The following is a 23,743-nucleotide window of genomic DNA, read 5'->3' as shown; positions in this document are numbered from 1 at the left end:
TCACAGGTAGGCGCGGCGGGCGCGAACCTCCAACCCGGACGCGCCGGTCGTGGACGTCGCTGAGCTGGTGACCAGGACGACGCGCGAGAAGGGGTCGCCGACGCCCACCGCAGGAGTGAGGTGGAGCCAGTGGAACGCCGAGCCTGGGCCTGTGGCCTGGATCTGGCCGGTCACGTCCGAGCCCGCGCTCATGTCCCAGGTGTCCGTGGTGACCAGGCGTGCTTTCATCTGCCCGCAGTCGATGAGGAGTCGCTGTCCGGCGGTCAGGCCGGAGGGCCTGGTGATGGTGTCTCCCGTGGCCACGTCGGTGATCGCGGGGTTGACGGCCGGGCCGGTGATGCGCAGGAGCGCGTCTGCCACCGGGCCGGTGGACCCGGCGAGGGTAGTGACAGGCTGCTCAGCTGCGTTCGCGCTCCCCGCCCAAGTGGACGTGATCGGGTCACGCCAGAAGACGCCGGGGATCTTGAAGATCGCCGTGAGCCGCCCACGAGCCGAGCCGACGTCGACCTCAGGCTCCGACACCGAATCGAGCGCAACCTCCGCGACGCGGACGATCGAGCCCGCGGTGTAGGAGAGCGTCATCAGCCGGTGGCGGACACCAATCAAGGCGGCGAGTGCTTCAAGATTCGACTCCAGTTGTTCGAACCCGCCGTCCGTGCCGGACGGGGTCCGGCCAGTGAGCCCGAAGACGAGCGCGACCGAGGTGGTCTCCAGGTCCAGGCCCACTATGGGGAGTTCCCCCGACCGGCCGGGCATCTTGACCGACACCGACCGGGCTGCGGGAAACGAACGACGGCGGGTGCCGCTCTTCAGCCTCCAGCAGCCGGCCGGGTGGTCCAGTGCCACGCCGTCGAGTGTGTAAGTCGGCAAGGTCAGAGCACCCCCAGCATGCCCGCGTACGCCAGTCCGCGGTTGATCGTGGACGAAGTTGGTTCAGCTTGCGGGTTGTAGGTGTGGACGGTGATGTTGACCGGCCCTGCCGCACGGCTCGCGCCCGTCGCGACCACCCCGGTCGACCCGATGGACGCGGCTAGGTTGGGGGCGAACGACTTCTCCAATCGGGCCGCGATGTCCCCCGCCGTAGCCAAGACCTGCCTGGTGGAGCTCGTCATGCCATCCGCCATGCCGAGCATGGTGTTGCGGCCGATCTCGGCGAACACCCGGCTCGGGGAACGGATACCGAGAGCGTCGCGCACCCAGTCAGGCAGGATGCTGGAGAAGAAGCTGTAGATCGCGTCCCTGAACCACGCGGCGGCCGAGACGATGCCGTCCCACAGGCCGGTCAGCAGCAGGTAGCCGATGTTGCCCATGCTGTTCACGAAGCCGATGGCCGCGTACCCCGCCGCGGTGAGCGCTCCGGCGAAGTCGCCCGACAGCAGCCGGGCCACGCCGGTCACAAGGTCAGCGATGACCGGCAGCAAGTCGGTGGCGAGCTGGAGCAGCGGCGGCAGCAGCGGCAGGGCCGCGTAGAGCACGTCGGTGAAGGCGTACGCCATCCGGGCCAGGTCCGGCAGAACGTCCTGCACGCCGGCCGCCAGGCTGCGCACGATGATCGACGCCAGGTCGGCGACCACAGGGATCAGCGGGGCAACAGCCGCAAGCAGTTCCGCCAGCGTGATTGCGATGGGTGAAAGTGCGGGGCCGAGCTCCCTCACGGCTAGGCCGATCGCGTCGACGACGGCGATCACTCCTGGGCCGAGGTCGGCGAGCGCGGGCGCGACGGCGGAGATGGCTTCCGTCAGCACCGGCCCGAGCTGTACGGCCAGGTCGGCGACGACGGGCGCCAGCTCGGCCAGGCCGCTGGCTATCGCGAGTACGACCGGGACGAACGCCTCACCGACCCTGCCGAGCGCTGCGAAGACTTCGACGAGGACCCGCTGGCCCTGTGCCGAGTTGACCCACCGGTTGACCCCGTCGAGAACCTGCCCGATCACGCCGAGCGCGCTGGTTCCGGCGCTGCGCAGCGCCCCGAGGACGCCGGTCACGATGCCGCCTACGTCACGGGCGGCAGCGCCGAGCTGTTTGAACACCTCGACTGCGCCGGTCATCCACTCCAGGGCACGGCCGGAGGCGGCGGCCGTGCTCAGGAAGGTGCCGAGCCGGGCCGCGGCGCTCGCGATGCTGGGGGCGAGGCTGGCTGAGAACGACGCGCCGACTACGACAAGGTCTCGCAGACCTGCGGCGACGGGCTGGATCGCGGGGGTGAGCGCGGCGATGGCATCGGCCAGCGACCCGAACACGGCCTCCACAGCAGACGCGGTCTCCGCGGTGCGAAGGAAGTCCGCGACCGCCAGACCGGCGAGGCCGAACTGCGCCGCAACGGCTGACATGCCAGCGGAAACGCTTGCGGAAAGTGCGTCAGCAACGGCTGCGATTTGTCCCGCGAGCGGGGCGAAGAAGGCGTCTTGCACCGAAAGGCGCAGGCCGTCGACGACGGGCTTGAGCTGCCGCAGTTCCCGCGCTGCGCCCTGAGCTTCACGCGACAGGCCCGCGAGCGACTCCTGGAACGCCTCCGCGTCGTCGCCCAGAGCTGCGGTCGCGGCGTCACCGACACCCCGGAAGGCCAGTGCGAGCGTGGCCAGCCCTGCGGCGCCAAGGGCGGCCACCCCCGGGAGCGCGGCGATGATGCCGCCCGCCGGGGCCAGAGCGACGCCGAGGGCCTGGAGGTGGCCGGCGGTCGAAGCCGCGGCGGCGGCCAGGACAGCGAACTTGACCGCCGTGGCGGTGGCCGCCACGGCGGTGGAGGTGAGCGACTGGACCGCGCCGCCGGTCACTCTGCTGAGGCGGGTCCCGAAGTCCGTGGCCGACGTGCGGCTTCGGACGAACGCCCGCTGGAGCTTGGCGGACATGGTGTCGCGCAGGTCGAGCAGGATGAACAGCTCGCCGACGTTGATCGCCATCTCGCACCTCCCGTCCGGGCTGGCGTGGTGGGATCAGGTGAGGCCGAGCGTGGCGGCGTACTGCAAGCCTCGGTTCACTGTGCGGCTGGTGGGTTCCGCCTGGGGGTGGATGTTGGTGACGTTCACCGTCACGCTCCCGGGGACGGTGCTCCCGCTCGGGGAGACCGCGCGGCGCGTTGCCTCTGCGGGGATCTTCCCTGCCCGGCGGCCCCCCGCGCGGAGCGCTGATTTCACTCCGGGCGGGATGATGCCCACCTTGCCCGGGGTCGCGCCGTTGATGGCGTCGCCCAAGCCGCTGGCCTCGCGTTTGAGCCCGGCGCGGAAGGCAGCTCCGAATCCCCTTGTCGCCTGGTCTGCGGCGCGAAGGACGGCAGGCCGCTCGGCGGTGACCCCGTCTGCGAAACCAAGCATCGTGAACGAGCCGATGGCGGCGAACACGCGGCTCGGGGAGTGGATGCCGAGGATGTCCTTGACCCAGTCGGGCAGGAGGTTGCCGAAGAACTGGCCGATCTTGTTCAGGAACCACTGGACCTTGGTGCTGATGCCCTCCCACAGGCCGCTCAGCAGGTTCTTCCCCATGTCGATGATCTTGAGGAAGGCGTCCTTGATGACTTTGCCCGCGTTCGAGAAGGCATCTTGAACGACCTTCAGCGCGCCCTTGAAGTCTCCCTGAAAGAGCTTGACGACCGCCTGGACCAGCGAGATCAGCGGCGGTAGGAGTGCGGTCGTGATCTGGACCAGTGGTGCGATGAACGGCGTGATCGCTCCAACGATCTTGGAGAACACCGTGGCGAGCATGGTCAGAATCGGTGTGAGCGCCTTGACCAGCGTGACCACGACCGGGAGAAGCGCGGTGATCAGCTGAGAGATCGGCGGCAAGATCGGCAGCAGGGCCGTGATGACGGCCCCGAAGACCTCTGCCAGAGCAGCCAGCACGGGCTGGAGCGCCACGAGGATCGGCTGAAGAGCCGAGGCGAGCGCCCCGACGATCTGGGTCAGAACCGGCATCAGCGCCGACGCCAGCGTGGCCGCCAGCTGTAGAAAGGGCGGCAGCAGCGGGATCACGGCTGCCGCGATCTGCGCGAACTGCGTGATCAGCTGTCCGATCAGCGGGCCGAGCTGGATGAGGACCGGCCCAAGCTGCGCGGACAGGGTCTGGCCGACGGTGGCCAGCCCGCTCATGAGCGGGCCTGCGACCTGGGCAGCGAGCCCCACAAGAGCCGCAAGCAAAGGCGCTAGTGACTGAAGCAGACCACCAACACCGGTGACCAGCGTGGCCAGCAGTCCACTCGATTGCGAAAACGCTTGCGAGATGGGAGCAAGAAAGCCAGCGAGTTGCGACCCGAAGATCCCCATGGACCCGGCCAGGGCCGACAGCATCGGCGTGACCGCTGCCACCACGCCCTGGATCGCGGGCAGCATGGGCTTGAGAAAGGCGCCCAGCCCGGTCGTGAACTGGCCGATCAAGGGCGCGAGCGTCTTGAACATGTCCCCCAGCGCTGGCGCGATCTGGCTGGAGAACATGCCCTTGAGCTGGCCAGCAGCGGCGATCAGCGGCCCCTGGAACACCGACGCCGCGTCCGCCAGATCGGCCTGCACGGACGTCTTCAGGTCCGCGAAGGCGGCCTTCACCGCGGGCGCGGACATCGCCGCCTGGATGCCGATCTTCGCGATCCCGGCAGTGATGCCAGCGAAAACGCCAGCGAGAACGCCACCAACAGCGACGCCTGCCACGCCGACGCCCGCCAGCAGCCCGGCGCTCTTCGCGCCAGCCGCCGCCATCTTCGCGCCTGACGAGACGAAGGCGGCTCCGGCCCTCGACGCGCCGGATGCGACCGCGGCGGCCATCCGCGCGGCGGCCATCCCGACCATGACCATCGCCGCGTGGATGCCGGTCGCCTTGACCTTGATCCCTGCTGTGGCCTTTCCCAGCGGACCGGTCAGGCGGTCCTTCAGTTCGAGCGTCGCGTACAGCTCGCCCACGTTCAACGCCACAGCTCACCTCCGGTGGTGACGGTCTTCGGGGGTGAGAGAGCGGGCGGTCCGCGTGTCGGCGGACAGCAGGCCCAGGATGCGCACGCGTAGCCAGCGCCACGTGCGGGTGAGAAGAAGGCCGGGCTGGTCGACGTCGACGCCGTACTCGGAGTGGAGGTCGGCCTCGACGAGAGCCCAGCGTTGCAGCAGGTCGGCCCAGGAGACGGCGGTGCCGTCCACGGCCAGGCCGTCGTCTGCGTCATACCATTCGCGCAGCCCCGTCAGCGGGTCGACCGGCCCGCCCGAGCCTTCGCCTTCGGGGCCTCCGCTTCCGGGTCGGCCCGCCAGTGCTTGGCCGCGGTGTCCTCGTCGGTCGCGATCCACAGGAACGCCGTGACGCCGCAGTGCTTGATCTTCGCCCAGGACACCCCATCGGCGATGAGCTCGTCGTAGACGTCGCCGAGGACCCGCCTGTACAGGTCCTTCTCTCCGTCGTCGTCGAGGTCGGCGGCGTCGATCTCCTGACCGTTGGCGGCGCTGATCCCGGCCGCCATCAGCTTCTGGCAGAACAGGCCGACCTCGGCGGAGGCGGGCGGCACGTGGTAGACCTTGCCGCCAACCGGGAGCGCCAGGCCGTCGTTGAAGAACTCGTTGAGGTCTGTGAACTTCGCCATCGGGGTCAGGCCGCCGCCGGGTTGTCAATCTCGATGGGCTCGCCCTGGCCGGTCAGCTCGCACTCGAACGGCTCCAGATCGGTGACCTCGCCGCCCGCCCCCTTGTACTGCACGGCGGCAGTGCCCTGGAAGGCGTCCGGCGAGCCGTCCTTGCGGTACCAACGCACTTCGACGTTGGCGTTGATGCCGACCACGAGACCGGCCTTGCGCAGGAACTCCTGACCGGGGTCGGGCACGAAGGAGGCCGAACCGGTGTCGCGCTTGCGGCGCCCCTCGATCTCCAGCGCCCACTTGCGCTGGGTGACGACCTCGGACGCCCAGCCGTTGCTGTCGAAGTCGCTGTCGTCCTCGGTCTCGCTGTCGAGGGTGAATTCGAGCTTGGTCAGGCCCTTGACCGTGGTCCAAGCCGGTACGGCGGTGCTGGACGTGTTGACCTCCAGCGTCCAGTCCTTGGCGAGGAGGCTGCGAAGCGCCATGTGCTTGCTCCTTCAGGCATGCGGAGATCCCGCATGCGTTTTCGCTTGCGGTTTTCGTGTGGGTTACTCGGTGCGGTGGGGTGACGGGCGGTCGACGAGCAGCTCGTAGGAGTCCGCTCGGCCCCAGCGCCCGTTGGCGTCCCGGTCGATCGGCGCGACGATGCGGCGTTGCGCGAGCAGGACGTGCACGCCAGTGTCCAAGGTGTGGTTGGACAGCCCGTGCAGTGCGTCGAACACGAGGTCGGCCAGGTCGTCGACCACGCGGGGATCTGCCTTGCCGCGGATGCGGACCTGGATCTGGGTGTTCGTGTCGGACTGGGTCAGGTCGTCGCCGGCGCGGCCTGTGCCGTACACGGTGAGCGTGATAGCCATGTCCGGGCTGGCGGGCAGTCCGCCGATGGTGATGGCGGTCTGCTCGTCGCTGTAGATGCCGGACGGGTTCCAGTCGCCCGCTCCGGCGTCGGCCAGCAGGACGGCCAGCCCGGAGAGAAGGTCTCGGGTGAAACTCACGACAGCGCCCGCCGGATCTGCGCCGCGACCAGGGCCCGGACCGTGTCGGCCTCGTCCCGCGCAGGGTCCTCCAGGTACTTGGCCTTGCGGCCTGATGCGTGCTTGAGGTCCAGGTCCTCGTGCTGGACCACCGCGTAAGGCGTCTCATAGGAGACCGCGGCCGTCAGCTGCGACTCATCAACGGTGGCCGCGCCGGACCTCTCCAGCGTGGCCTCGTCGATCGGGACCTGCGTCCGCGACACCTGGAGCACGTGCTCGGCGCCCAGACGGAGGCCGCGTGCGGCGGCCCGGTTGACCTTGGTAGTCAGCTCCAGGGGGGTGACGTCCGCGTTGAACTCGGCACGGCTCATTGGCACACCACCTCCACGTGATCCGGAGTGGGGAGCCCGCCGCCGTCACGGGTGTAGGAGGCAAGGACGGTGGTCGTCCTGCCGTTGACCGTGACCTGGGACCCGGAAGGGCACCGGGTGCCCGGCAGCATGTAGATGGTGATCTCTGAGACGACTTCGAGGCCCTTGTCGTCTCGGACCATGCGGCGTTCGTCGTCGGCCAGGCATTTCACGGTGACGGGCGGGCCGTAGACGGGGCCGTAAGCCGAGTCGCCCTCGAACGGCTTGATCACAGCGGTGTGGCGCAGCAGCCAGCCAGGCAGGGTCGTCACGTGAGCACCCGCCCTTCTACCAGCGCGGGCCGTCGATGACGATGCCCGGCAGCAGGCCCGCAGTGCGCAGGATCGACAGCGCGTCCTGTGCGTACCGGGGCGGCCCGTCGCCCGCTCCCCCGCTGGCTCGGTCGAGCTTGACCGAGCCGATCGAGACGGACTTGAACGCGCTGGCCACGCCGTACGGGTCACCGACCGCGATCGACCAGGCGGCTTGCGCGCAGGTCGCCTGCCGTACCGCTTGCCGGACCTTCACATCCGTGGGCATCTCGCTGGCGTCGACCGCGTAGACCGCGCCCATCAGCAGCTCGTCGATGCGTTCCGACGCCCGTGCGAGGGCCTGCTCGATCCCGTCCGGAGCGTCCTGGCCGGTGTAGTCCGCGTAGTCCTGCGCGGTCGCGTACACCAGCACGGCTCAGGCCGGGAGCTCGTAGACGGCGACGGAGACGCCGGTGATGGCGGAGAAGTTGATCCACACCTTGCCGTCGGGGTGCCGGTAGACGGCGGGAAGCGGCGGGATCAGGACGTCCCCGGTGCTGGCCGGGATGATGTAGTCGCGGTCAGGGATCTCCTGGCCGTCGATCGCGCCGGGGATGACCAGGGTGACGGTCTTCGGTGCGGCGTCGGTGTTCTTGATGCGGATCATCCGCTTGTCCGACCAGGTGACCATGAGGCCGTCGACGACCGCCGGGTTGGCCGGCGCCGTGGCGACCGCGAGACCTGCGCGGGGCAGCGGTGTGATGGTGGCCTCAGCGCGAGCCATCAGTCATCCTCCTCGTCGTCGCGGCCGAACTCCTCGACGAGCGCGGCCTTGGACAGGGACTTGGCGTCGCCCTCGGCCATGCCGCGGGCGACCGCGTAGGCGACCCAGGCCGCCTTGGTGTCGTTCTCGGACGGCCGCTCGGGCCGGGGCTCCGGAGCAGGCTCGATGACCTGCTCGGGGAGGTCCTCGGGGGCGGGTTCAGCGATCAGTAGCCACACGTCCAGGTGGTCGAGCCGTACATCCCGCTCGGGAAGCTCGACCACCTGGCCGGTGCTGGAGTTGCGGTAGACGAACATCAGCCGTTGGCGTCCAGCTCGACGTCGATCTGGATGGTGAGGTCGGTCGGGTTGCCGTCCGCCGTCACGATCACCGCAGCGAGCGTGTCGCCTGCGGCGAGCTTGCCCACGGCCGCGGTGGGGCTGGCCGAGACCCAGGTCGCCGCAGGGGCGGCCGACAGGGGCGCAGCGAGCAGGTTGCCGCCGTTCTTCGTGGCGTTGACGGTCGCTCCGGTGCCGCCCACCCGGTAGGCGCGGACCGCCTTCACCTTGCAGGCGACCGGCGCTCGCCACAGGACGTGGGTGCCAGCCGCAGGGGTCTTCAGGGTCAGGACCCGCTCGGTGAGCCGAGCCTTGTACGACATCGCGTTTTCTCCTTAGAAATGCGAAAAGCCCGCCGGGTGGGCAGGCACAGGTGCGCGTGGGGGCGCTGACTACGCGACGTTGGGGCCCTTGATGAGCACCGCACGGTTGGGGTCGATGGTCTTCGTGCCGTAGAGGCAGTCGATGCTGACCACGTCCTGCTTGAGATCGATGTCGTAGTCCATGACCACGCGCAGACCGAACCCCTTGTAGGAGGCAACTGCGGCATTGGCCGCGCCCTGCGGCAGCACCAGCGGGCGGGTGACCAGCGCGAAAGCCGTCCGGTGGAAGGCGACGCCGACCTCGGTCGTGGACGCGCCGGTCACCTGGTCGGGAACCTTGATGTTCTGGGTCTGGTACGGGTCGAAGCCGAAGACCCTGCGACCCAGCGACGCCTCACGGAGACCGTCCGTGTCGCCGCGGGCGTCAGCGCGGTGGAACAGCTCGTCACCCAGCCACTTGGCCTCGATCTCCGGGCCGACGACCAGGTGTCGGTCAGCGGCCGGCACGTTGCGCTGGTTCAGGACACGCCGAGCGTCGATCGCGGTGCGCGGGTTGTCGTAGACGAAGACGTTGGCACCGGGCGGGTTCGCGGCATGCTGGCCGGTCCGTCCGACCTCCTGGACGATGTCGTTGCGGAGGGCGAGGATGTCTCGGTCGATCTTCTGGCTGATGGCCTCCATCGCCGGGTTGAGCAGCTGGACGCCGAAGTCCTCGATCCGCAGGGTCAGGTCCTCGGCGGTCACGGCAAAGGACACGTCTGCGAAGTGGTTCAGGGTGACCGGGATGCCCGTTTCCTGGGCGTTCTGGATCTCGATGCCGTTCGCGCGGGAGAACTCCTTGGCCTCGAAGACCGCGGGCTTCCTCACGTTCACGGTGTCGCCGACCTTGGACGCGAAGTCCTCGTCGTAGTCCCTGTGGACCAGCTGGGCCATGACGCAGGTCTCGTACAGGGTGGCAAGCGCCGCTCGCGCGATCACGTTCGGCGTCAGAAAGTTGTTAGGCACGAATGCCCCTCCTAGAAATCAAGAAAGCCGCGAGCGGAACCGCTTGCGGCTTAGTCAGAGGACTTCTTGTTGCGCCGGAACGCGCGGAAGTCGTCGGTGGTCATCTGCTCGGGATCGCTGGCCCGCGCGCCGGGACCGCCGGTGAATTCGCCGCCGCTCTTGGCGGGCGGACCGGACGTTCCGGCCGCCTTGAACTTGGGGTTGTCCTCGACGGCCTTCTGAATGGCCCCGGTCAGCGTGGCGCTGAACCCCTCGCCGTCCGGGTCCATGTCGCGCACGTTGCGCAGGAACGAGCGCGAGTCGAGCAGCGCGTCAGGGTCGGCGCCGAGCCGTGTGCTCGCCCGGTGCACAGCCAGCTCGATCAAGGCGCGACGATGCCGGTCCTTCTCCGCGTCCCGTTCCTTGGCCGTGCTGTCCTTCTCGGCAGTCAGCTTCTCGATCACCTGCTGCGGGTCGAGAGACTTCTCCTCCTCGGCTACGAGGCCGAGCGCCTTGCCGATCTGCTGGGCGAGGTCCTTCTGCGCCTGAGCGACCAGGTCTTCGGGGGACGGCCCCTGCTCGGTCTTCTGCTCCTCGGCGGCCTTGCGGGCGTTGACCGCTTCCATGCGGGCGCGGCGCAGCTCCGCCTGGGCCCATGCGGGCAGGTCGTCGATCTTGCGGGCGTCGGGCTTGGCCTTGTCGTCCGGCGCGGGAGCGGGCTCGGGCGTCGGCTCGGGCGCCGGTTCCGGGGCGGGAGGGTCCTGCGGCTTGTCGTTCTCGTCGGGGTCCAACTGTGCTCCTTGTTCAGTCAGTGCCGCCCGGCCAACGGGCTGCGCACGCCGCCCGGCCAACGGGCAGCCTGAAATACCGCAAGCGGAACCGCTTGCGGGAAGCCGCGCCCGGCCTACGGGCTGTCCGGCATCGGGGGAGACTGCTCGCCGCCGTCCAGCGTGCTGCGCGAGCAGGAGGCCGCCAGATCGTCCGGCGGCGGACATGCGAAAGGCCCGCACAGGGCGGGCCTTTCAGGGATGGACTCTACTTCTCGTTGTCGGCAGAAGGTTCGTCGTCCATCCAGTTCTCGATGGTCTTCTCGGGCTCGCTTGTCACGATCAGCGTGCCAGGCTTCTCGGCATCAGCCCACCGGTCCTCGATCGACCTGGGCTCCTGGTCCGGAGTGCTCATCGGGGGGACACCTCCACGTCCAGTTGGCGGATTCCACGTTCGTCGAATCCATGATCGGTCACCACCCGGTACTTGATGTCCCGCTGGTGCATGAGCTCCGCTTCCTCCTTTGTACCAGGGTCCGGAGCGCGGTCGGGGGGTGCGAGGTCGGACAAGCGGATCGCCGAAACCCCCGGCGGGGTGACGATTCGCATGATGACGGGCGGATCCCCGCCCGCTGCGAATCGCTCAGCGATGCGTAGATCCACGGTGGTGCTGGCGTAGGACAGATCGATCCACTCCAGCCCGGCGACATCGACGTCATCCCAGGCAGACCCGAATGCCTTGGTGTCGCGGATGCCCCGGTACGACAGCACAGTCTTCTTGAGCTCCGACAGGGGCATGACCTTGTCGATGTCTCTGATCTGGCTGTGGTCCGGATCGTTCTCTCGCAGCCGCTTGTTGATGTCCTTGTAGTCGGAGCCCCGATAGCCGCCAAGTGCAAACGTGCTGCGCCTGACCTGCTCGTCAGTCCACCCGGCAGGTTGAGGAACCAGCTTGGACGGATTTCCGTAGGAGTACACGGTCAGCCGTGTAGGCGCGGCGTCCAGTGCGTCCCGACCTGTCGCTGCCGTGGCGCGCTTCTTATCGTAGGCGCGCTGCCGTTGAGCAAGCTCCCGTACCTTCTTGAGGCGCCGCATGAGGTCCGCACGACGGGCGATGAGCCGATCGGCTACGTCCTTGTCGAGCCCCGACTCGGAGATGATCCGGCGGATCTCAGCGGGTGTGACCTGCTCAATTCGTTCGAGCGCCTTTTCCTGCTCGACCGGCGTGAGCCCTCCGAACAGCTTTTCGGCCTGCGGGGCCTGCTTGCGATGGCGCAGGGTCCGCCACTCGGGGACGGTGTTGCCGAACTTGTCGCCCTTCGGGCCGCCCTGAGCACGGAACAGCATCGAGCCGCCCGTGTCGATCCGGGTCACGGACCCGTCTGGCGACAAGAGCATGTTGTCGAACGTCAGGCCCGCGGTGTCCCAGTTGGCCAGCCAGGCGTCGGCGCCGAATCCTTCACGGGCAGGCCCGCGAAGCTCCTTGGCCGTGACCTGCTTGCCTTCCACGACTCGGCTTGCCGTCTGCGGCCCGTCCGGAAGGCCCGGTGCGCCACTCCCCCGGCGAACGTCGGGAGTTCGGATCCCGGCCGCCCGGTACAGGCGGGCTGAGGCGACTTCGTTGGCGGCGTGCGTCTCGGACTGCTGGGTCTTGACGTACCAGCGGTTGCCGTTCTCGTCCTCGAACATCCCGCCGGGGTTCGATCCGCCCTGTTGCCCGACCTGGCGCAGTTTGCTGAAGTCGCCGGCTTCAACCCCAGTGGCGTTCTCCTGCTCCTCGACCTCTCGGCGTGCTCTCTCCTCCGCGACCAGTTGCTCACGCTGGGCCTGCTCGTCGACCTCTCGGCGCACGGTGGCTTCGGCGTTCGGGCGCGGCTGTTCTTGAGCGGCGAGCTGCGGCTTGTCAGGCTTCTTCGGCGTCGGCTTGGGCTTGCCCGCTGACGGCTTCGGCTTGGGCTTGGTCGGCGGAGCGGTCGGCTTCGCCGGAACCGTCGTCACACCCGGCAGGTACGCCGACAAGCTGTGACGGCACTGCGGGTGGAAGAGCCCCGCGATGCGGGCCCCGCTCACCGTCGCGGCCACCTCGACCTCGACCTGCACACCGTCCTCGAGGGCGTGCTCCACCGAGATCTTTCCGGCCGCACCGGACTGCGTGAGGACCTTCCCCTCCCAGGGGTCGCACTTCTCGCAGTTCCACGGCGTCGTCGAGACGATGACCAGGTCGATGCCCGCGTCCTGCATGACCGCGAGATGGCCGTCGACGGCCGCGCGCGCCGTGGCGGTGCGCATGGCCATCTCCACGTAGGTGGACATCCGCCACTGGCGGCCCGACTTGTCCCGAAACGGCGCCACCGGGGTCAGGCGCTTCAGCGCGTCCCGAGCGGCCTCCTTCCGGGTGCGGGCACCGGTCAGAACCTGGCCAGCGGTGTCGGCGACCACCTTGCGGTAGATGTCGTCGACCACGCGCAGCGCCGACAGGTGGACGGCAGACAGCTTCTCCACGGTCTGGCGGGCGAGCTCGTTAACGCCCTGGCCAGGGTTGATCAGCTTCTTCGCCCCCAGTTTCCGGGCATCCCGCAGCACCTGGTCCAGGCGCTTGCGGACCTTGTCGTCGTGCACCTGCGACAACGCGGCCACCACGGCGGAGTCCATGCCATCGGCCCAGGACTGGAGCACTGCCTTCTCGGCAGCCTTCTTGGCTACCGATTCGAGCCGCTTGATGATCTGCTGGGCTTCCTTGCGGAGCTGCCCGATCTCGGCGAACCGGCCTTCTTGCCACCGGCCAGCGTCCTGCTCGTCGTCACCGCCTGTCGCGCGCTTGGCGATCTTCTCGGCGAGCAGCTGCTCGGCCTCCGCATACATGCGGGCCACGAGCTTGGCCTGTTCCAAAGCCTGCTCGATGGCCTGCTCGGGCGTGGGTCCGCTAGTCGTCGTCGCCATCGCCCGGGACGTACGTCTCGTCCAGCTCGGCCGGGTCCGGCAGGTTCAGCCCGAGTTCGTCGCGCAGGCGCCGCACCTCGGCCTTGACCTGGGTGTCGTCCCAGTCGGGGTGGAGCATCCGGACACGGGTGTCGAGGCTGGCGGACTGGGCCCGGTTGAGCATGTCCAGCGTCCGGCTCAGGCTCTCCGGATCGGGCATGACCCCGTCTGGCCACTCGATGGTGGCCTTCTCCGCGACGACCTTCGTGCCGAACACGGCCAGGTCGATCGACAGGAGAGCCTCGGCGAGCCACGCCAGGGCGGGCGTCCAGTAGTTCAGCTTCTTGCCACGGGTGACGAACGACTTGCGCTCACGGGAGTGGATCTCCGTCGCTGTGGCCGCCTGGCCGTCGCCCGCCTCGCCGAAGGATTGCACCGAGTAGCCCGCGCCGCGCAGAATCTGCGCCAGCAGGGTGCGAGCGGTCTCCTTGTGCTCGGCGACGCGAATGTCGAACTGGGAGATCGTGATCATGCTGGGCCCGCCATTGGCGGGCGGCATCATGCCCAGGCCGGAGTACACCTCGCGGTCCGGATCCCACGTCGACCCCCGGCCGCGACCGGTGTTGGCCAGGTAGACCTCCGGCACGATGATCCGGCCCTTTCCGAGCCGCAGGTCCCGCATCCAGGACGTGTAGGTCTCGTCCAGCGCGTCCATGAGCGGCTCGACGCCGCTGTAGTCGCTGCGGCCGAGCGAAGTGCCGCGCAGCAGCCGGTGAGGCTTGATGTTCGGCACGTAGTAGGTGAGCAAGCCTTGTCGTAGCCGGTGTCCAGGCCGCCCTCGGCGTCTACGATCTCCGCGAATCCGGCGGTCTCGGGGTGATCCTCCAGAGGCACCTGCATGCCGAGCCGCTCACGGTCACCGCGGTACAGCCCGTGGTAGATCCGGCCGGTCTCGTGGCGTTCCAAGTGCCGCCAGACCGCCTTCTCCTCCTCATGAACGACCTTCCAGAAGGTCACCGCGCGGAGCCTGTTGTTGGCGAACTCCGGCACCGCCGCATCGGCGGGGACCAGGTCGAGGATGGGGTAGTCGGCGATCTCGCTGTTCCAGCCGACGCGCAGGTAGACGCCGCCGTACGCGGAGCCGATCTCGGCGGACTCCAGCAGCATGCTGTAGACGCCGCCGTCAGCGAGGATCCGGTCTAGGCGCGACTGGCCCTTCTTGCCCGGGACGCGGAGAGTGGGCGGCTCGGAGAACAGCAGGTCGGCGCTGGTCGCGCTGATGTCGGCGGCGATCGGCACGTGCAGCTTCGTGCTGCGCGACTGGCCAGCCGGAATCGGCGAGCCCCAGAACCAGCGGGCCACGCGACCGACGACGCCGCCGGCGTATTGGAGCGGCCGGTCCCAGCCCTTCAGATCCAGGCCGAGGCCCGGTGTCACGCCCGCGCCGTACACCTGTGACAGCCGGTCGGGGTCGCCTGAGTACCAGGCCCCCCACTGGGCGTAGAGCTTGTTCTCTTGCCGTGTGTGGGGCGGGGGCCATTCCATATCACGGTCGGGAAGCGGCACCGCCACCTCCCTTCTTGCAAGCTGAACCGCTTGCGGGAATGGCGAGCCGGTAGAGCTCGTGCTACGAGATGGGAAAGGGGATCAGGCTGCGGGTCAGACCTGCTCAGGCCAGTGCCAGGTGCCGCCGCGGCGGGCGGGCGGGTTCACGCCGTACGTCTCGTGGTGCTCGCAGCCGCCTTGCGCGAGGGAGTGGAAGAACAGGCCCGTGGGGCTTATGACGGCCAGGCCCACGGTGTTCCCGTCGGGCGCGACCTCCGTGATCTGTGCGGCCCGGCACTGGGAGGTGTACTCACCCCCCGGCGTGCCGTAGGAAACGTAGTGGACGATGCGGCCAATGCTCGGCGTCGCGTACATGAGTGGACTCCAGTCAAATGATGGGGATGAGACCGCTGGGAAGCACGGGCCGCTCGTCCTGCCGGACAGTGCGCACCCATACCTGGTAGGTGCCGTCCGCCAGCGTCACGGTGCCGTTCGGGCCGACGAGGATGTGTGCGATCGCACCTCTATTCTTCGTCTCGGCCCAACTGGCGGTCTTCCAGTCCGCAGGCCCTGGCTCGACGCCGGGTGTGGTGAAGGCGATCTCCACGGGTTCGGTTCCGCGAGCGTGCTTGACGAAGACGCGCACGTACTCCAGCGATAGTGACGAGATGGGGTCCACAACGACTCCTCTCAGCAGCTCAGGCGCGCTCACGCCCCACAGACGGTGAGGTAGGTCAACCGCGAGTGGCGGAAGGAAGGGCGAAAAGACGCCCGGCAGGCTCCGGTCGAGCACGAACCCGACGGTCTGGGTCTTGGTCCAGCGCAACCTTGTGGCGATGTCGTTGGTCACCGTTTGGCCGGGGGCGCGTCCGCGTCCCAGTGGGAGCGGTTGAGCAGCATCGGCATGCACGGCGGGATGGAGCGTCTTCACCCGTCTGGGGACGAGCGGCAAGGCTCGGGATTGATCGTGGGCCAGCCCGAGGCTGATGTCAGCGAACAGGCGCCGTCCTTCATTGACCTCGACGACCGTGCCCAGTGTGAAGATCTTCGTTGCGTGCAACGGGCGGGCGTGGTCCAGGTTCCTAGCGGCGGCGAGCCGCCAGCCCTTGCTTCCGTGCAGCATCCGCGCTGCGGCAGCATCGGTCGAGGCTGGCAGCAGACGCTGCCTAGCGCCGTGCAACGACTGCGCGACCTCGGCGCCGCTGGCGGACCCGATGTCGCCCTTCGCGAGCCGAGGAAGGGGTTGCGACGTGTCCGACGCGACCACCGCGGCGATGGCTTCGGTGGCGGGCGGCCCGACCGGGCCCAGTTTGACCGACCCAACGGCGATGTCGTCGAGGAGCCAGTGTTTGCCCAAGCTGTCGCGCTTGACGTAGAAGGAGTATTGGTTGGGACGCGGGTCCTCGAAGGTGATAGTCCCGCTGGTGACATGCACGTCGGGAACTGTGGCGTCGTGCTGGTAGTAGACCCAGGCTTCGGCGTGGCCGACACCCGGGGAGTCGAGCAGGAGTGCCAGTTCGATGCGGATCCACTGCCCGGCAGGAGCCTCGCCCACCGTCAAGCGTGAGGCACGGACATCCAGGTACAGGCTGCCGCCGCTGGCCCAGAGGTCGAGGAACCAGATGGTCGGGCCGTACAGGGTGAACACGGACGAGCTTGTGTCGACGTCTTCAGCGCGGTACCAGTAGGCCCGCACGTAGAACGCGTTGCTGCTGCTCATCCCAGGCGGGTCAGCCCAGGAGAAGGTCGCCGAGAGGTCGGGGCCGGGGTTGACCGCCGCAAGCCCGCCGGGCAGGCGGGGAGCCTCGTCGGTGTAGTGGACGTTTCCGGATACAGAGAAGGGGAGGCCGTTCTCGCCGCCGGAGCTGTCCGGGGTGAGGGGTTGGCCTGCTACGCCGTGATTGAAGTTGTTGGCCACGGCCGCAGGTGGTGAAGGCGCGGCGGTGAAGAAGACAATGTCGTCGACGAAGACGGCGTTTTCGCCCCCGCCGTCGCTGCTGTCCCTCGAGTAGCGGAAGGCGACTGCGGTGTACGAGTCGACGGGAACGGCAGTGAGCCACGTGTACCAGTCGAGCACGCCCCACGCCTCATCGAGCAGGACGTATGAACCGACCGCATCGATTCCGTAGAGCTCGAACGGGTCGTAGGCGCCGCCCTCAGTCGACAAGCGGATCTTGAACGATAGGTGCGTGGCGCCAGCCGGGACCTGGACGACCATCTCGGTCATCTGGTTGTGGTCGATGGGCGCACTGCGCATCGACCAAGAGCCGGTCCCCGCTGTGGCGTTTGTCCTGGTCCACGTGCCGGTGATGGCGAGGTCGAGGGTGTCGTCCTCAAAGTTCTCAGTGACGAAGACCATGACGCCGTCAGGTGGCGCGGTAGAAGCCGATGGCGTCGGTCTGCACCACGATGTTGGCGCCGTCCGGGTTCATGGGGAAGTCGTGCGCAGTCAGCGGGATGATCTGGGAATCGGGGACGACCGAGCCCGGCCTGTGGCAGATGAGGATCTTGCCCCAGGCGCCGCCGGCTGCCTGGACGTTGATGTACGTCTGGTCGGGGATGTCGAGGTCAACCCGGTCATTGGCGTTGTCAACTGTGACCTCAGCCAAGTCCGCGGCCAGCAGCGACTTTCGCTCGTATCCGGCGTTGGACGCCTCAGTGGAGGCCGACAGCACGTCGGCGAGGGTGGTGCGATTGTTCATCAGGCCGTCTGCCTCGATGGCGGCGGCGGCGATGACCACCATGACTAGTGCCGATCCGCTGGGAGTGTTCGCTTTGATCTGCCGGTAGAACTCGACCACGCGGCCCTTGGCGATATTGAAGGTGAAGTCAGCCACGCGGGCCCTCTCCTTGATGTGTGCGGTGATGGTGGATGCCTGGTCGCGCGCTGCCCCTCAACAGCACGCGGCCAGGCACCCGGCGGCTCGACGCGCGGACTGGGAAGGGTCCGGCGGAGCAATCCCGCCCAGGGCCGCGAGACTCTGGGCGGGCGTCTACTTGTAGTTGGGGACGGGCTCCAGCAGCTGCGCCCATGCTGCCTGCGTGGTGTGCAAGCCGTACCGGGCGGCGTCCAAGGAGTGGTCGTCGAGCTTGATGGGTGCGTCGTCGCCGCGTTCGGCCTTCTTCTCGTCCCAGCTGTAGGAGCCGACTTCGCCGAGGAAACCTGCGCAGGAGCGGTGCACCCGCAGGTGGTCGGCGGCGATGAGGTTGCTGACCGTGCGGATACCGTCCAGGACGGAGTTGTCGCCCATCATCGGCAGGAGCCCGTCACGGTGCAGCTGCGTGATGAAGGAGGCGGCGGACGGGTCGACGATCAGCCACTCCGGCCGCACTCCTCGGGTTCCGGGACCGTAGGAGTCCGGCATGCCGTCGAGCCATTCCTGAAGCCGGGATGAGTACTCGGCGTCGGTCAGCTGCTGGCGTTCGACGCGGGAGTCCCACCGCAGTTCGGAGGCCAGGTAGAGGCGCCGCTGGCCCACCTTGTCCGGGGTCGAGACACCGATGAGCAGCGCCGCGAAAGGATTGACCGTGCCGTAGTCGACGCCCACCGACAGCCAGCGCTCCATGAGCGGGATGTGGTCGACGATGTGCCGATCCGGATCCCACATGTCATAGATCGCGCCCTCGGCCATGCACCACTCGCCGAGCACGTACCGGCGGTACCAGAGCCCGGTGTACTCGGCCTTGAGGTTGGTGACGTAGACGGGGTCCAAGCTGTGGTTGTCGTCGAGTTGGAACTGCCACCACCGCAGGTCCAGCTCGTGACTCCGCAGGAGAAAACGCTTGCGAAGCCAATGGTTCGGAGCGTCGGGGTTGGTCGTGCAAAAGATCTTGGAGCCGGGTACCGAGCAGCGGGCGAGGAGCTGGTCCCAGAAAGCTTCCGGGATCAAGGTGGCCTCGTCCACGTACGCGCCCGCACAGGTCATGCCTCGCAGGCGGGACTCGGCCCTGACATCGTTCGCGCTGATGATCTCGATCCGGCGGCCCAAGATGTTCGCGGTCGGCGCGCCCCGGTTGTAGAACACTCTGCGCGCCACCGGCCCGGTCAGCGCAGGGTCCATCAACGGCTCGAAGACGTTCCGGCTGATCGTGTCGCTCGTCTTGCCGACGATCACCAAACTGCCTCCGCGCGGCGCACGGGAGACGTACATCAGCCACCTGAGTAGCGATGCGATGGTCTTGCCCGACCTGACCGCGCCCGTCCAGATGTTGATGCGCGCGGTGGACTCCGCGATGGACTGCTCCTGCTTGGGCGACAGCCGGACCAGACCCAGACTCACCCGTCGTCCTCGTCGTCCAGGTCATCCTCGTCACCGGACTCGATCTCGCCGACCACGTGGGCCTCGACGACCTCGTCCGGGGTGTGACGGCCGCGCAGCGAGTCGAACAGCGACCCGAGCAGAGACAGGACGTCGCCGTCCTGGGCGCCGTTGCGGTTCATCTGGTCCAGGCCGAGCAGGTAGCTGCGGCGGGTGATGAGCTTCTCGCACGCCTCGACGGCCTTGACGTCGCCGTCGAGGGCCTTCGGCCAGAGGGCCTGCATCAGCCGGTCCAGCCGCTTGATCTCGATGTCGAGCAGCTGCTCCGACGACTCCTGCTGCGCCTTCGCCGCGGAGGCCAGCGCGCGCGTCATGTCCTTGGACACTGCGCGGGCACCGCCCTTGATGCCGAGCTGCCGTGCGATGGCGTCATGGCTCATTCCAGCCAGACGCATCTGAACGATTTTCGCTCGCCGCTCAGCGACCTCAACTCGCTTTGCAAGGGGAACACTCATTGAGCAGCACCCCCTAAAAATGTCAAGGTTGGTCTGCGTCTAATTCGCTTACCGGTGAGCTATCCTGCGATAATGCGAATGATTAAAGCGATTACCATTAAGCAGCCCTGGGCGGCGCTGATCGTCGCCGGCCTGAAGGACGTCGAGAACCGCTCATGGGACACCCGCTACCGCGGTGAGCTGCTCATCCATGCCGGCCAGAAGGAAGACTCCCGCGGCTGGGCTCGGGTGGCCGAACTCGGGGTGACGCTCCCGGAGGAGCTGCTCCAGTTCGGCGTGATTCTGGGGTCGGTCGAGCTCAACGACATCGTGCGCGAGCACGACTCGGCGTGGGCCAATCCCTACCAGTGGAACTGGGTCCTGTCCGGCGCCCAGCCCGCGACCCGGTTCGTCGAGGTCAGCGGCAAGCTCGGGCTGTTCGCGCCGCCGCTCGACTGGCGGCGCGGCTTCACCGACGTGGACGCGCCCGGACTGACGGGCTGGTCGAAGGTGCGGGACCTCGCGGTCACCGGGGGCTGATCGGGGCGTACTCGAACGACACGGTGCCCAGCCGCCGCGGGTTGAGGGAGTGCGCGTGCAGGTGCTTCTCCTTGCTGGTGGTGCGCAGGCTCTTGTCCTGCCCGACCAGCCTCCAGCGCGGCGACCGGGAGCGGTAGGCGATCAGCGCCGGATGCGACAGCACCGCGCGCAGGCGATAGCCGCGCTCGTACAGATGTTGCCCCATCCATTCCGTCAAAGCGCCGCCAATCGACAGCCCCTGATAATCCGGCAACACCACAGTCCGATGAGCCATTTTGATATTGCGTGTCTTCGGGTGCGGGAAATGTCGGTACGAAGTAAACGCCACCAATTCTCCGGCGATAAATCCGCCGAAGCATCTTGCGGCCTTATGCAGGGTGCCGGTCAGATAGTGATGACGGCGAAAGACTTCCCAGGCCGACCGATCGACCTCGCGGACGTCGAGCTGGAGCGCGGGCCGGGGTTGAACCGACCTCCACTCGAAGGTGCTGGTGGCGACGTCGAGCATCCAGTCGGGCTGCAACCAGTCGAGCACGTCGTAATGGCAGGTCACGGCCACGAGCTGACGCTTCCCACGTCGCACGGCCTTCGCCACGGCGTGGCTGGCGACCTTGGCGACCTGCCGGTCCACGACGCTCGTGAACTCGTCGACGACGACCAGGCCGTCAGTGTCGGCCAGCGCGCGGGCGATCGACGCTCGAAAGGCTTCCCCGTTGGAGAGCGTGCCGTACGGCCGGAGCCACGCCGGCGGGCTGGACAGGCCAACCGCACCGAGAAGCGCGACGATGTCCTTGATGCCCATCCCCTGCGGGAAGTCGTCCACGAGGGCCTGGTCGGTCCAGGTCTGGGCGCCCATGATCTTGTCCGGCCATAGGTGCCGGGCGATCGTAGACTTGCCCGCGCCGGATGGCCCTACGATCAGTCCGACGTTCCACGGCTTCTGCTCGATGGGGAGCTCGATCGCCCAGGAGTTGGCCAGTTTCTCCTCGATGGCGACGTCGAACATGCCTTGTAGCTGGAGGACTCGGGCCGACGGCTGGACCGGGGACGACAGGGTGATGTCAGCGCGCACCGCGCACCGCCTTTCGAGGGGATGAGGGATGGAACAAGCCGTAGCGAACCCATTCGCGCCGTTCGAGCTGCACGGCCGGTGCCCCCGCGGCCACTACTTCGGCCCGATCGGCTGGGACTGGCCGGAGCGCTGCCCGACCATCGACTGCGATCAGCCGGGCGAGCTGCTGCGGAAGATGCGGGTCCGGGAGAAGGTCACATGAGGGCGCGGACCTTGTATCCCTGCTTGACCATGCGCTGGAGCAGCTCGACCTGCTGATCTTCGTTTTCGCAGGTGACGACCACGCCCCATACGGTCGGGCGGTCTTCCTCGTCGGCGTCGCCCGGCTCGGGGAGCGGCTCATCGTCCTCGTCGAATGTGGGCCGGTCAGCGTTCAGCGCCTCTTCGAGGTCGGCCAAGTCGTCGGTGTTGTAGCCCGTCGCGGCCAGTAGCTGCGCGTCGATCGCCGCAATTGAGGCGAGCATGTCCGCAAGGCCCTGCTCATGCCAGCCGCCCTTCTCGGACAGGTGGTTGTTGGCGATCAGGTATGCCTCGGCGTCGGCGTCGGACCGGGACTCCCAGCCGCGCAGGATCGGGACCATCCACTCGCCATCGTCGGCCAGTTGCACCCCGGAGGGCGCGCCCGCGCGTTCCGCCTTCATCGTCTCAAGGACTTCGAGCCGGCCGTGGCCGACGACCAGGCGGCCGGTCCGGTCGTCGAGTTCGCCCGCGATGAGGAGGCCGAACTGCTCGATCGCGGCGCGGATTCCCTCGAGGTCGTGGTCCTTGGGGTTGCGAGGGGCGCGCGGGATAGAGGCGAGCGCCATGTGCTCGATGTAGCGGGATGCCGTCAAGGTCCACCTCGTTCGTGCAGAGGGGCGATGTTGGGTTCCCGGGCCGGTCGCGCGCTTCACTCCCCCAAATGAGCAGCGCGACCGGCTCAGGACCACTGTGCAGGACATGCCCGCGTCCATGGTGAGGGCCCCGAACCTGTGCAGGTCCGGGGCCCGTTCAAGGGTTAGATCATGGCCGTGGAGACAGTCGTCTCACGATGGGCGTTACCCTACGCACGCTTGTCAAGTCGCCGCAATCGCGATTGCGCGTGAACCCTGCCGAACTGTCGGATTCCGCGGCGAGAACGGCGATCCCACCTCTAGCGTTGACTGAAATGACGCCACTGTTGGGCGACCAGACTCTAATCGTGCCGTCAGAAATCGGGGAAGAGCCAACAACTCGAGGCACGATGCCTGGTCCCAGAAGATTGATCACAACCGCGGGAGGACATGGTGAGCAACGATCGGCGGGGCTGGGTAGACGACGACAGCACCGTCAACGCGCGTACCGCTGAGGGAGAACGCGCCCTCCAGGCGCGGCGGGCCGACGAGCCGAAAGATGAGCTGGCTTCACGGCGCAGATACGACGAACTGGCAAGGCAAGTGCAGCTGCTTGGGTACGCAATTCGAGGTCATGGTCTGGACCTCATCGATGCTCCCGCTCGCATTGCAGCGCTACGCCAAGCAGTAGCCGCCGCCGAGGGCATCGGCGATCTGACCAGGCTAATAGGTCACCTCGACAGGCTGTCGGAACAGGTCATGTCTCGCCAAGCGTACGAAAGGGAGCAAGAGCGGGCCGCCCGTGAGCTGGACCGCATCGTAGCCAAGGCCCAGGAGTTGGCATCGTCCACCGATTGGAGCACCACCTCCGACGCCTTCGACGAACTCTCACAACAGTGGGCGACTGCTATCAAGAAAGCCCCAAATAGGGTTCAGACGGACACGTGGCGTGGTTTTCGCTCCGCCCGCGACCGCTTCCGCAAGGCACGCGACGCTGCTCTCGCCGAGCGCGAGTTCTCCGACACGCTCCGAGCCTGGGCAGCAACGTTCTCCCCGAAAGGGGAGTATTCGTCGCATTCCACTTCGACATCGGTTACCGCCGAGACAGCCGCCCAGTCGATGATCGAGGAAAACATGGCGGCCCTCCTCAACCGCGATTTCGTTCAGGAGCCCAGGATCCTGGTGTATGTCGGAGGTGAAGCCGATGACGCTTCCCTGGCACCCATCGAGGAGGCATTGGAAGAGGTTCTCAACGCCTATGGGTACGACATACGTACCTGCAAGGGACCGTTCCGTGGTTCGATCACGAAGCTGTTCAAGGGCCTCTGGCGTCGCACCAAGGAGATCCGCGACTGTGACCTTGGACAGGACCTGGCCGCCGAGATGCAACGCGCCATTCAACTCCGTGCGGTAGATCTTGAACAGGCCAAGGTGGATGACGCCAAGGCAGCCGCAGTTGCGAAACTCATGGAGGCTGCTGCTCCGCATGCTGTCGTAACAATACAGGTAGGAGCAATGCTCCTTCTGAAGGCTCACGACATGCTAGTGGTTCGAGATCTGACGCCGCGAGAAATGCTCTACGTCCGGAGAAACTCGCACTTGGTCACGGAGCCCAGGGCGCTCCTGGCTGGTCTTAACTCCTGCGATCTGCCCACAAGCGTCGAGTTCAGCGATGCGCATGCCCCGTTGTCTGGGGAGCGTAGGGCGGCGCTGGCCGAAGAAGTCGAGGAGTTCAAGTAGGAACGAGGGCCCC

At 67.6% G+C, this 23,743-nt stretch carries 29 protein-coding genes; 4 read left to right on the top strand and 25 right to left on the bottom strand.

Going from position 1 to position 23,743, the window contains the following annotated elements; translation table 11 throughout:
• From HNR40_RS34000 to HNR40_RS33915, 18 genes are all read right to left on the bottom strand, one after another.
• Nucleotides 1–846, bottom strand: a complete 846-nt coding sequence (locus tag HNR40_RS34000; protein ID WP_184968707.1) for a phage tail family protein — start codon at nt 844–846, stop codon at nt 1–3.
• Nucleotides 847–872: 26 nt separating this feature from the next.
• The gene (locus HNR40_RS33995) at nt 873–2,900 is read right to left on the bottom strand and encodes a phage tail protein (protein WP_184968706.1); all 2,028 of its coding nucleotides are present in this window, start codon (nt 2,898–2,900) and stop codon (nt 873–875) included.
• Between the two features lie 33 nt (nt 2,901–2,933).
• Entirely contained in the window at nt 2,934–4,895 is a 1,962-nt protein-coding gene (locus tag HNR40_RS33990) for a phage tail protein (protein WP_184968704.1), read from the bottom strand.
• Nucleotides 4,896–4,898: 3 nt separating this feature from the next.
• On the bottom strand, nt 4,899–5,114 hold the full coding sequence (locus HNR40_RS33985) for a hypothetical protein (RefSeq protein WP_184968702.1): 216 nt from the start codon (nt 5,112–5,114) through the stop codon (nt 4,899–4,901).
• Between the two features lie 41 nt (nt 5,115–5,155).
• Complete coding sequence (locus HNR40_RS33980) at nt 5,156–5,548, bottom strand: DUF7426 family protein (RefSeq protein WP_184968700.1); 393 nt, start codon at nt 5,546–5,548, stop codon at nt 5,156–5,158.
• Nucleotides 5,549–5,553: 5 nt separating this feature from the next.
• On the bottom strand, nt 5,554–6,024 hold the full coding sequence (locus HNR40_RS33975; RefSeq protein ID WP_184968698.1) for a phage tail tube protein: 471 nt from the start codon (nt 6,022–6,024) through the stop codon (nt 5,554–5,556).
• Between the two features lie 63 nt (nt 6,025–6,087).
• A complete protein-coding gene (locus tag HNR40_RS33970; RefSeq protein WP_184968696.1) occupies nt 6,088–6,534 on the bottom strand; it encodes a minor capsid protein in 447 nt (148 codons plus the stop codon).
• The gene (locus HNR40_RS33965) at nt 6,531–6,884 is read right to left on the bottom strand and encodes a hypothetical protein (RefSeq protein ID WP_184968694.1); all 354 of its coding nucleotides are present in this window, start codon (nt 6,882–6,884) and stop codon (nt 6,531–6,533) included. The genes HNR40_RS33970 and HNR40_RS33965 overlap by 4 nt, the downstream gene beginning before the upstream one ends.
• Entirely contained in the window at nt 6,881–7,195 is a 315-nt protein-coding gene (locus HNR40_RS33960; protein ID WP_184968692.1) for a hypothetical protein, read from the bottom strand. The genes HNR40_RS33965 and HNR40_RS33960 overlap by 4 nt, the downstream gene beginning before the upstream one ends.
• Nucleotides 7,196–7,211: 16 nt before the next feature.
• On the bottom strand, nt 7,212–7,607 hold the full coding sequence (locus HNR40_RS33955; protein ID WP_184968691.1) for a hypothetical protein: 396 nt from the start codon (nt 7,605–7,607) through the stop codon (nt 7,212–7,214).
• A 3-nt stretch (nt 7,608–7,610) separates the two neighbouring features.
• Complete coding sequence (locus HNR40_RS33950) at nt 7,611–7,958, bottom strand: hypothetical protein (protein WP_184968689.1); 348 nt, start codon at nt 7,956–7,958, stop codon at nt 7,611–7,613.
• A complete protein-coding gene (locus HNR40_RS33945; protein WP_184968687.1) occupies nt 7,958–8,254 on the bottom strand; it encodes a hypothetical protein in 297 nt (98 codons plus the stop codon). Before HNR40_RS33945 ends, HNR40_RS33950 begins: the two co-directional genes overlap by 1 nt.
• Nucleotides 8,254–8,598, bottom strand: a complete 345-nt coding sequence (locus HNR40_RS33940; protein ID WP_184968685.1) for a hypothetical protein — start codon at nt 8,596–8,598, stop codon at nt 8,254–8,256. The genes HNR40_RS33945 and HNR40_RS33940 overlap by 1 nt, the downstream gene beginning before the upstream one ends.
• A gap of 69 nt (nt 8,599–8,667) precedes the next feature.
• The gene (locus tag HNR40_RS33935) at nt 8,668–9,603 is read right to left on the bottom strand and encodes a major capsid protein (protein ID WP_184968683.1); all 936 of its coding nucleotides are present in this window, start codon (nt 9,601–9,603) and stop codon (nt 8,668–8,670) included.
• A gap of 50 nt (nt 9,604–9,653) precedes the next feature.
• The gene (locus tag HNR40_RS33930; RefSeq protein ID WP_184968681.1) at nt 9,654–10,373 is read right to left on the bottom strand and encodes a hypothetical protein; all 720 of its coding nucleotides are present in this window, start codon (nt 10,371–10,373) and stop codon (nt 9,654–9,656) included.
• A 244-nt stretch (nt 10,374–10,617) separates the two neighbouring features.
• Nucleotides 10,618–10,764, bottom strand: coding sequence for a hypothetical protein (locus tag HNR40_RS33925; RefSeq protein ID WP_184968679.1), 147 nt, complete (start codon nt 10,762–10,764; stop codon nt 10,618–10,620).
• On the bottom strand, nt 10,761–13,289 hold the full coding sequence (locus HNR40_RS33920) for a phage minor capsid protein (RefSeq protein ID WP_184968677.1): 2,529 nt from the start codon (nt 13,287–13,289) through the stop codon (nt 10,761–10,763). Before HNR40_RS33920 ends, HNR40_RS33925 begins: the two co-directional genes overlap by 4 nt.
• Nucleotides 13,273–14,076: a phage portal protein gene (locus tag HNR40_RS33915; RefSeq protein WP_184968675.1), complete on the bottom strand. Its 804-nt coding sequence runs from the start codon at nt 14,074–14,076 to the stop codon at nt 13,273–13,275. Before HNR40_RS33915 ends, HNR40_RS33920 begins: the two co-directional genes overlap by 17 nt.
• A gap of 68 nt (nt 14,077–14,144) precedes the next feature.
• On the opposite strand from HNR40_RS33915, the gene HNR40_RS33910 reads away from it, so the two are divergent.
• Nucleotides 14,145–14,471: a hypothetical protein gene (locus HNR40_RS33910; protein ID WP_184968673.1), complete on the top strand. Its 327-nt coding sequence runs from the start codon at nt 14,145–14,147 to the stop codon at nt 14,469–14,471.
• A 456-nt stretch (nt 14,472–14,927) separates the two neighbouring features.
• Here HNR40_RS33910 and HNR40_RS33905 read toward each other — a convergent pair whose 3' ends face one another.
• The 5 genes from HNR40_RS33905 to HNR40_RS33885 all read right to left on the bottom strand — a co-directional run bounded on the left by HNR40_RS33905 (nt 14,928) and on the right by HNR40_RS33885 (nt 19,527).
• Nucleotides 14,928–15,188: a hypothetical protein gene (locus tag HNR40_RS33905; RefSeq protein ID WP_184968672.1), complete on the bottom strand. Its 261-nt coding sequence runs from the start codon at nt 15,186–15,188 to the stop codon at nt 14,928–14,930.
• Between the two features lie 13 nt (nt 15,189–15,201).
• The gene (locus HNR40_RS33900; protein WP_184968670.1) at nt 15,202–17,172 is read right to left on the bottom strand and encodes a hypothetical protein; all 1,971 of its coding nucleotides are present in this window, start codon (nt 17,170–17,172) and stop codon (nt 15,202–15,204) included.
• 7 nt (nt 17,173–17,179) lie between these two features.
• A complete protein-coding gene (locus HNR40_RS33895) occupies nt 17,180–17,650 on the bottom strand; it encodes a hypothetical protein (protein ID WP_184968667.1) in 471 nt (156 codons plus the stop codon).
• Between the two features lie 156 nt (nt 17,651–17,806).
• On the bottom strand, nt 17,807–19,093 hold the full coding sequence (locus HNR40_RS33890; RefSeq protein ID WP_184968664.1) for a PBSX family phage terminase large subunit: 1,287 nt from the start codon (nt 19,091–19,093) through the stop codon (nt 17,807–17,809).
• Nucleotides 19,090–19,527 carry a hypothetical protein gene (locus HNR40_RS33885; protein WP_184968661.1) on the bottom strand — a complete coding sequence of 146 codons (438 nt, stop codon included), beginning with the start codon at nt 19,525–19,527 and terminating at the stop codon, nt 19,090–19,092. Before HNR40_RS33885 ends, HNR40_RS33890 begins: the two co-directional genes overlap by 4 nt.
• Before the next feature lie 138 nt (nt 19,528–19,665).
• Here HNR40_RS33885 and HNR40_RS33880 point away from each other — a divergent pair, with 138 nt between their 5' ends.
• Nucleotides 19,666–20,106: an ASCH domain-containing protein gene (locus HNR40_RS33880; protein ID WP_221341166.1), complete on the top strand. Its 441-nt coding sequence runs from the start codon at nt 19,666–19,668 to the stop codon at nt 20,104–20,106.
• On the opposite strand, the gene HNR40_RS33875 is transcribed toward HNR40_RS33880, so the two are convergent.
• A complete protein-coding gene (locus HNR40_RS33875; RefSeq protein WP_184968658.1) occupies nt 20,093–21,112 on the bottom strand; it encodes a GNAT family N-acetyltransferase in 1,020 nt (339 codons plus the stop codon). The genes HNR40_RS33880 and HNR40_RS33875 overlap by 14 nt on opposite strands.
• A 94-nt stretch (nt 21,113–21,206) precedes the next feature.
• Between HNR40_RS33875 and HNR40_RS33870 the strand changes: the two genes are divergently transcribed.
• The gene (locus tag HNR40_RS33870; RefSeq protein WP_184968655.1) at nt 21,207–21,380 is read left to right on the top strand and encodes a hypothetical protein; all 174 of its coding nucleotides are present in this window, start codon (nt 21,207–21,209) and stop codon (nt 21,378–21,380) included.
• On the opposite strand, the gene HNR40_RS33865 is transcribed toward HNR40_RS33870, so the two are convergent.
• Nucleotides 21,373–22,011, bottom strand: coding sequence for a ParB N-terminal domain-containing protein (locus tag HNR40_RS33865; RefSeq protein ID WP_184968652.1), 639 nt, complete (start codon nt 22,009–22,011; stop codon nt 21,373–21,375). The two genes, HNR40_RS33870 and HNR40_RS33865, sit on opposite strands and share 8 nt — an antisense overlap.
• A gap of 429 nt (nt 22,012–22,440) precedes the next feature.
• Between HNR40_RS33865 and HNR40_RS33860 the strand changes: the two genes are divergently transcribed.
• The gene (locus tag HNR40_RS33860) at nt 22,441–23,730 is read left to right on the top strand and encodes a DUF349 domain-containing protein (protein ID WP_184968649.1); all 1,290 of its coding nucleotides are present in this window, start codon (nt 22,441–22,443) and stop codon (nt 23,728–23,730) included.
• Nucleotides 23,731–23,743: the final 13 nt, after the last annotated feature.

It is taken from the genome of Nonomuraea endophytica (assembly GCF_014203235.1).
Taxonomy (GTDB): Bacteria; Actinomycetota; Actinomycetes; order Streptosporangiales; family Streptosporangiaceae; genus Nonomuraea; species Nonomuraea endophytica.
Note: the sequence above shows the minus strand (reverse complement) of the source record. Positions and strands in the feature narration are given on the sequence as shown.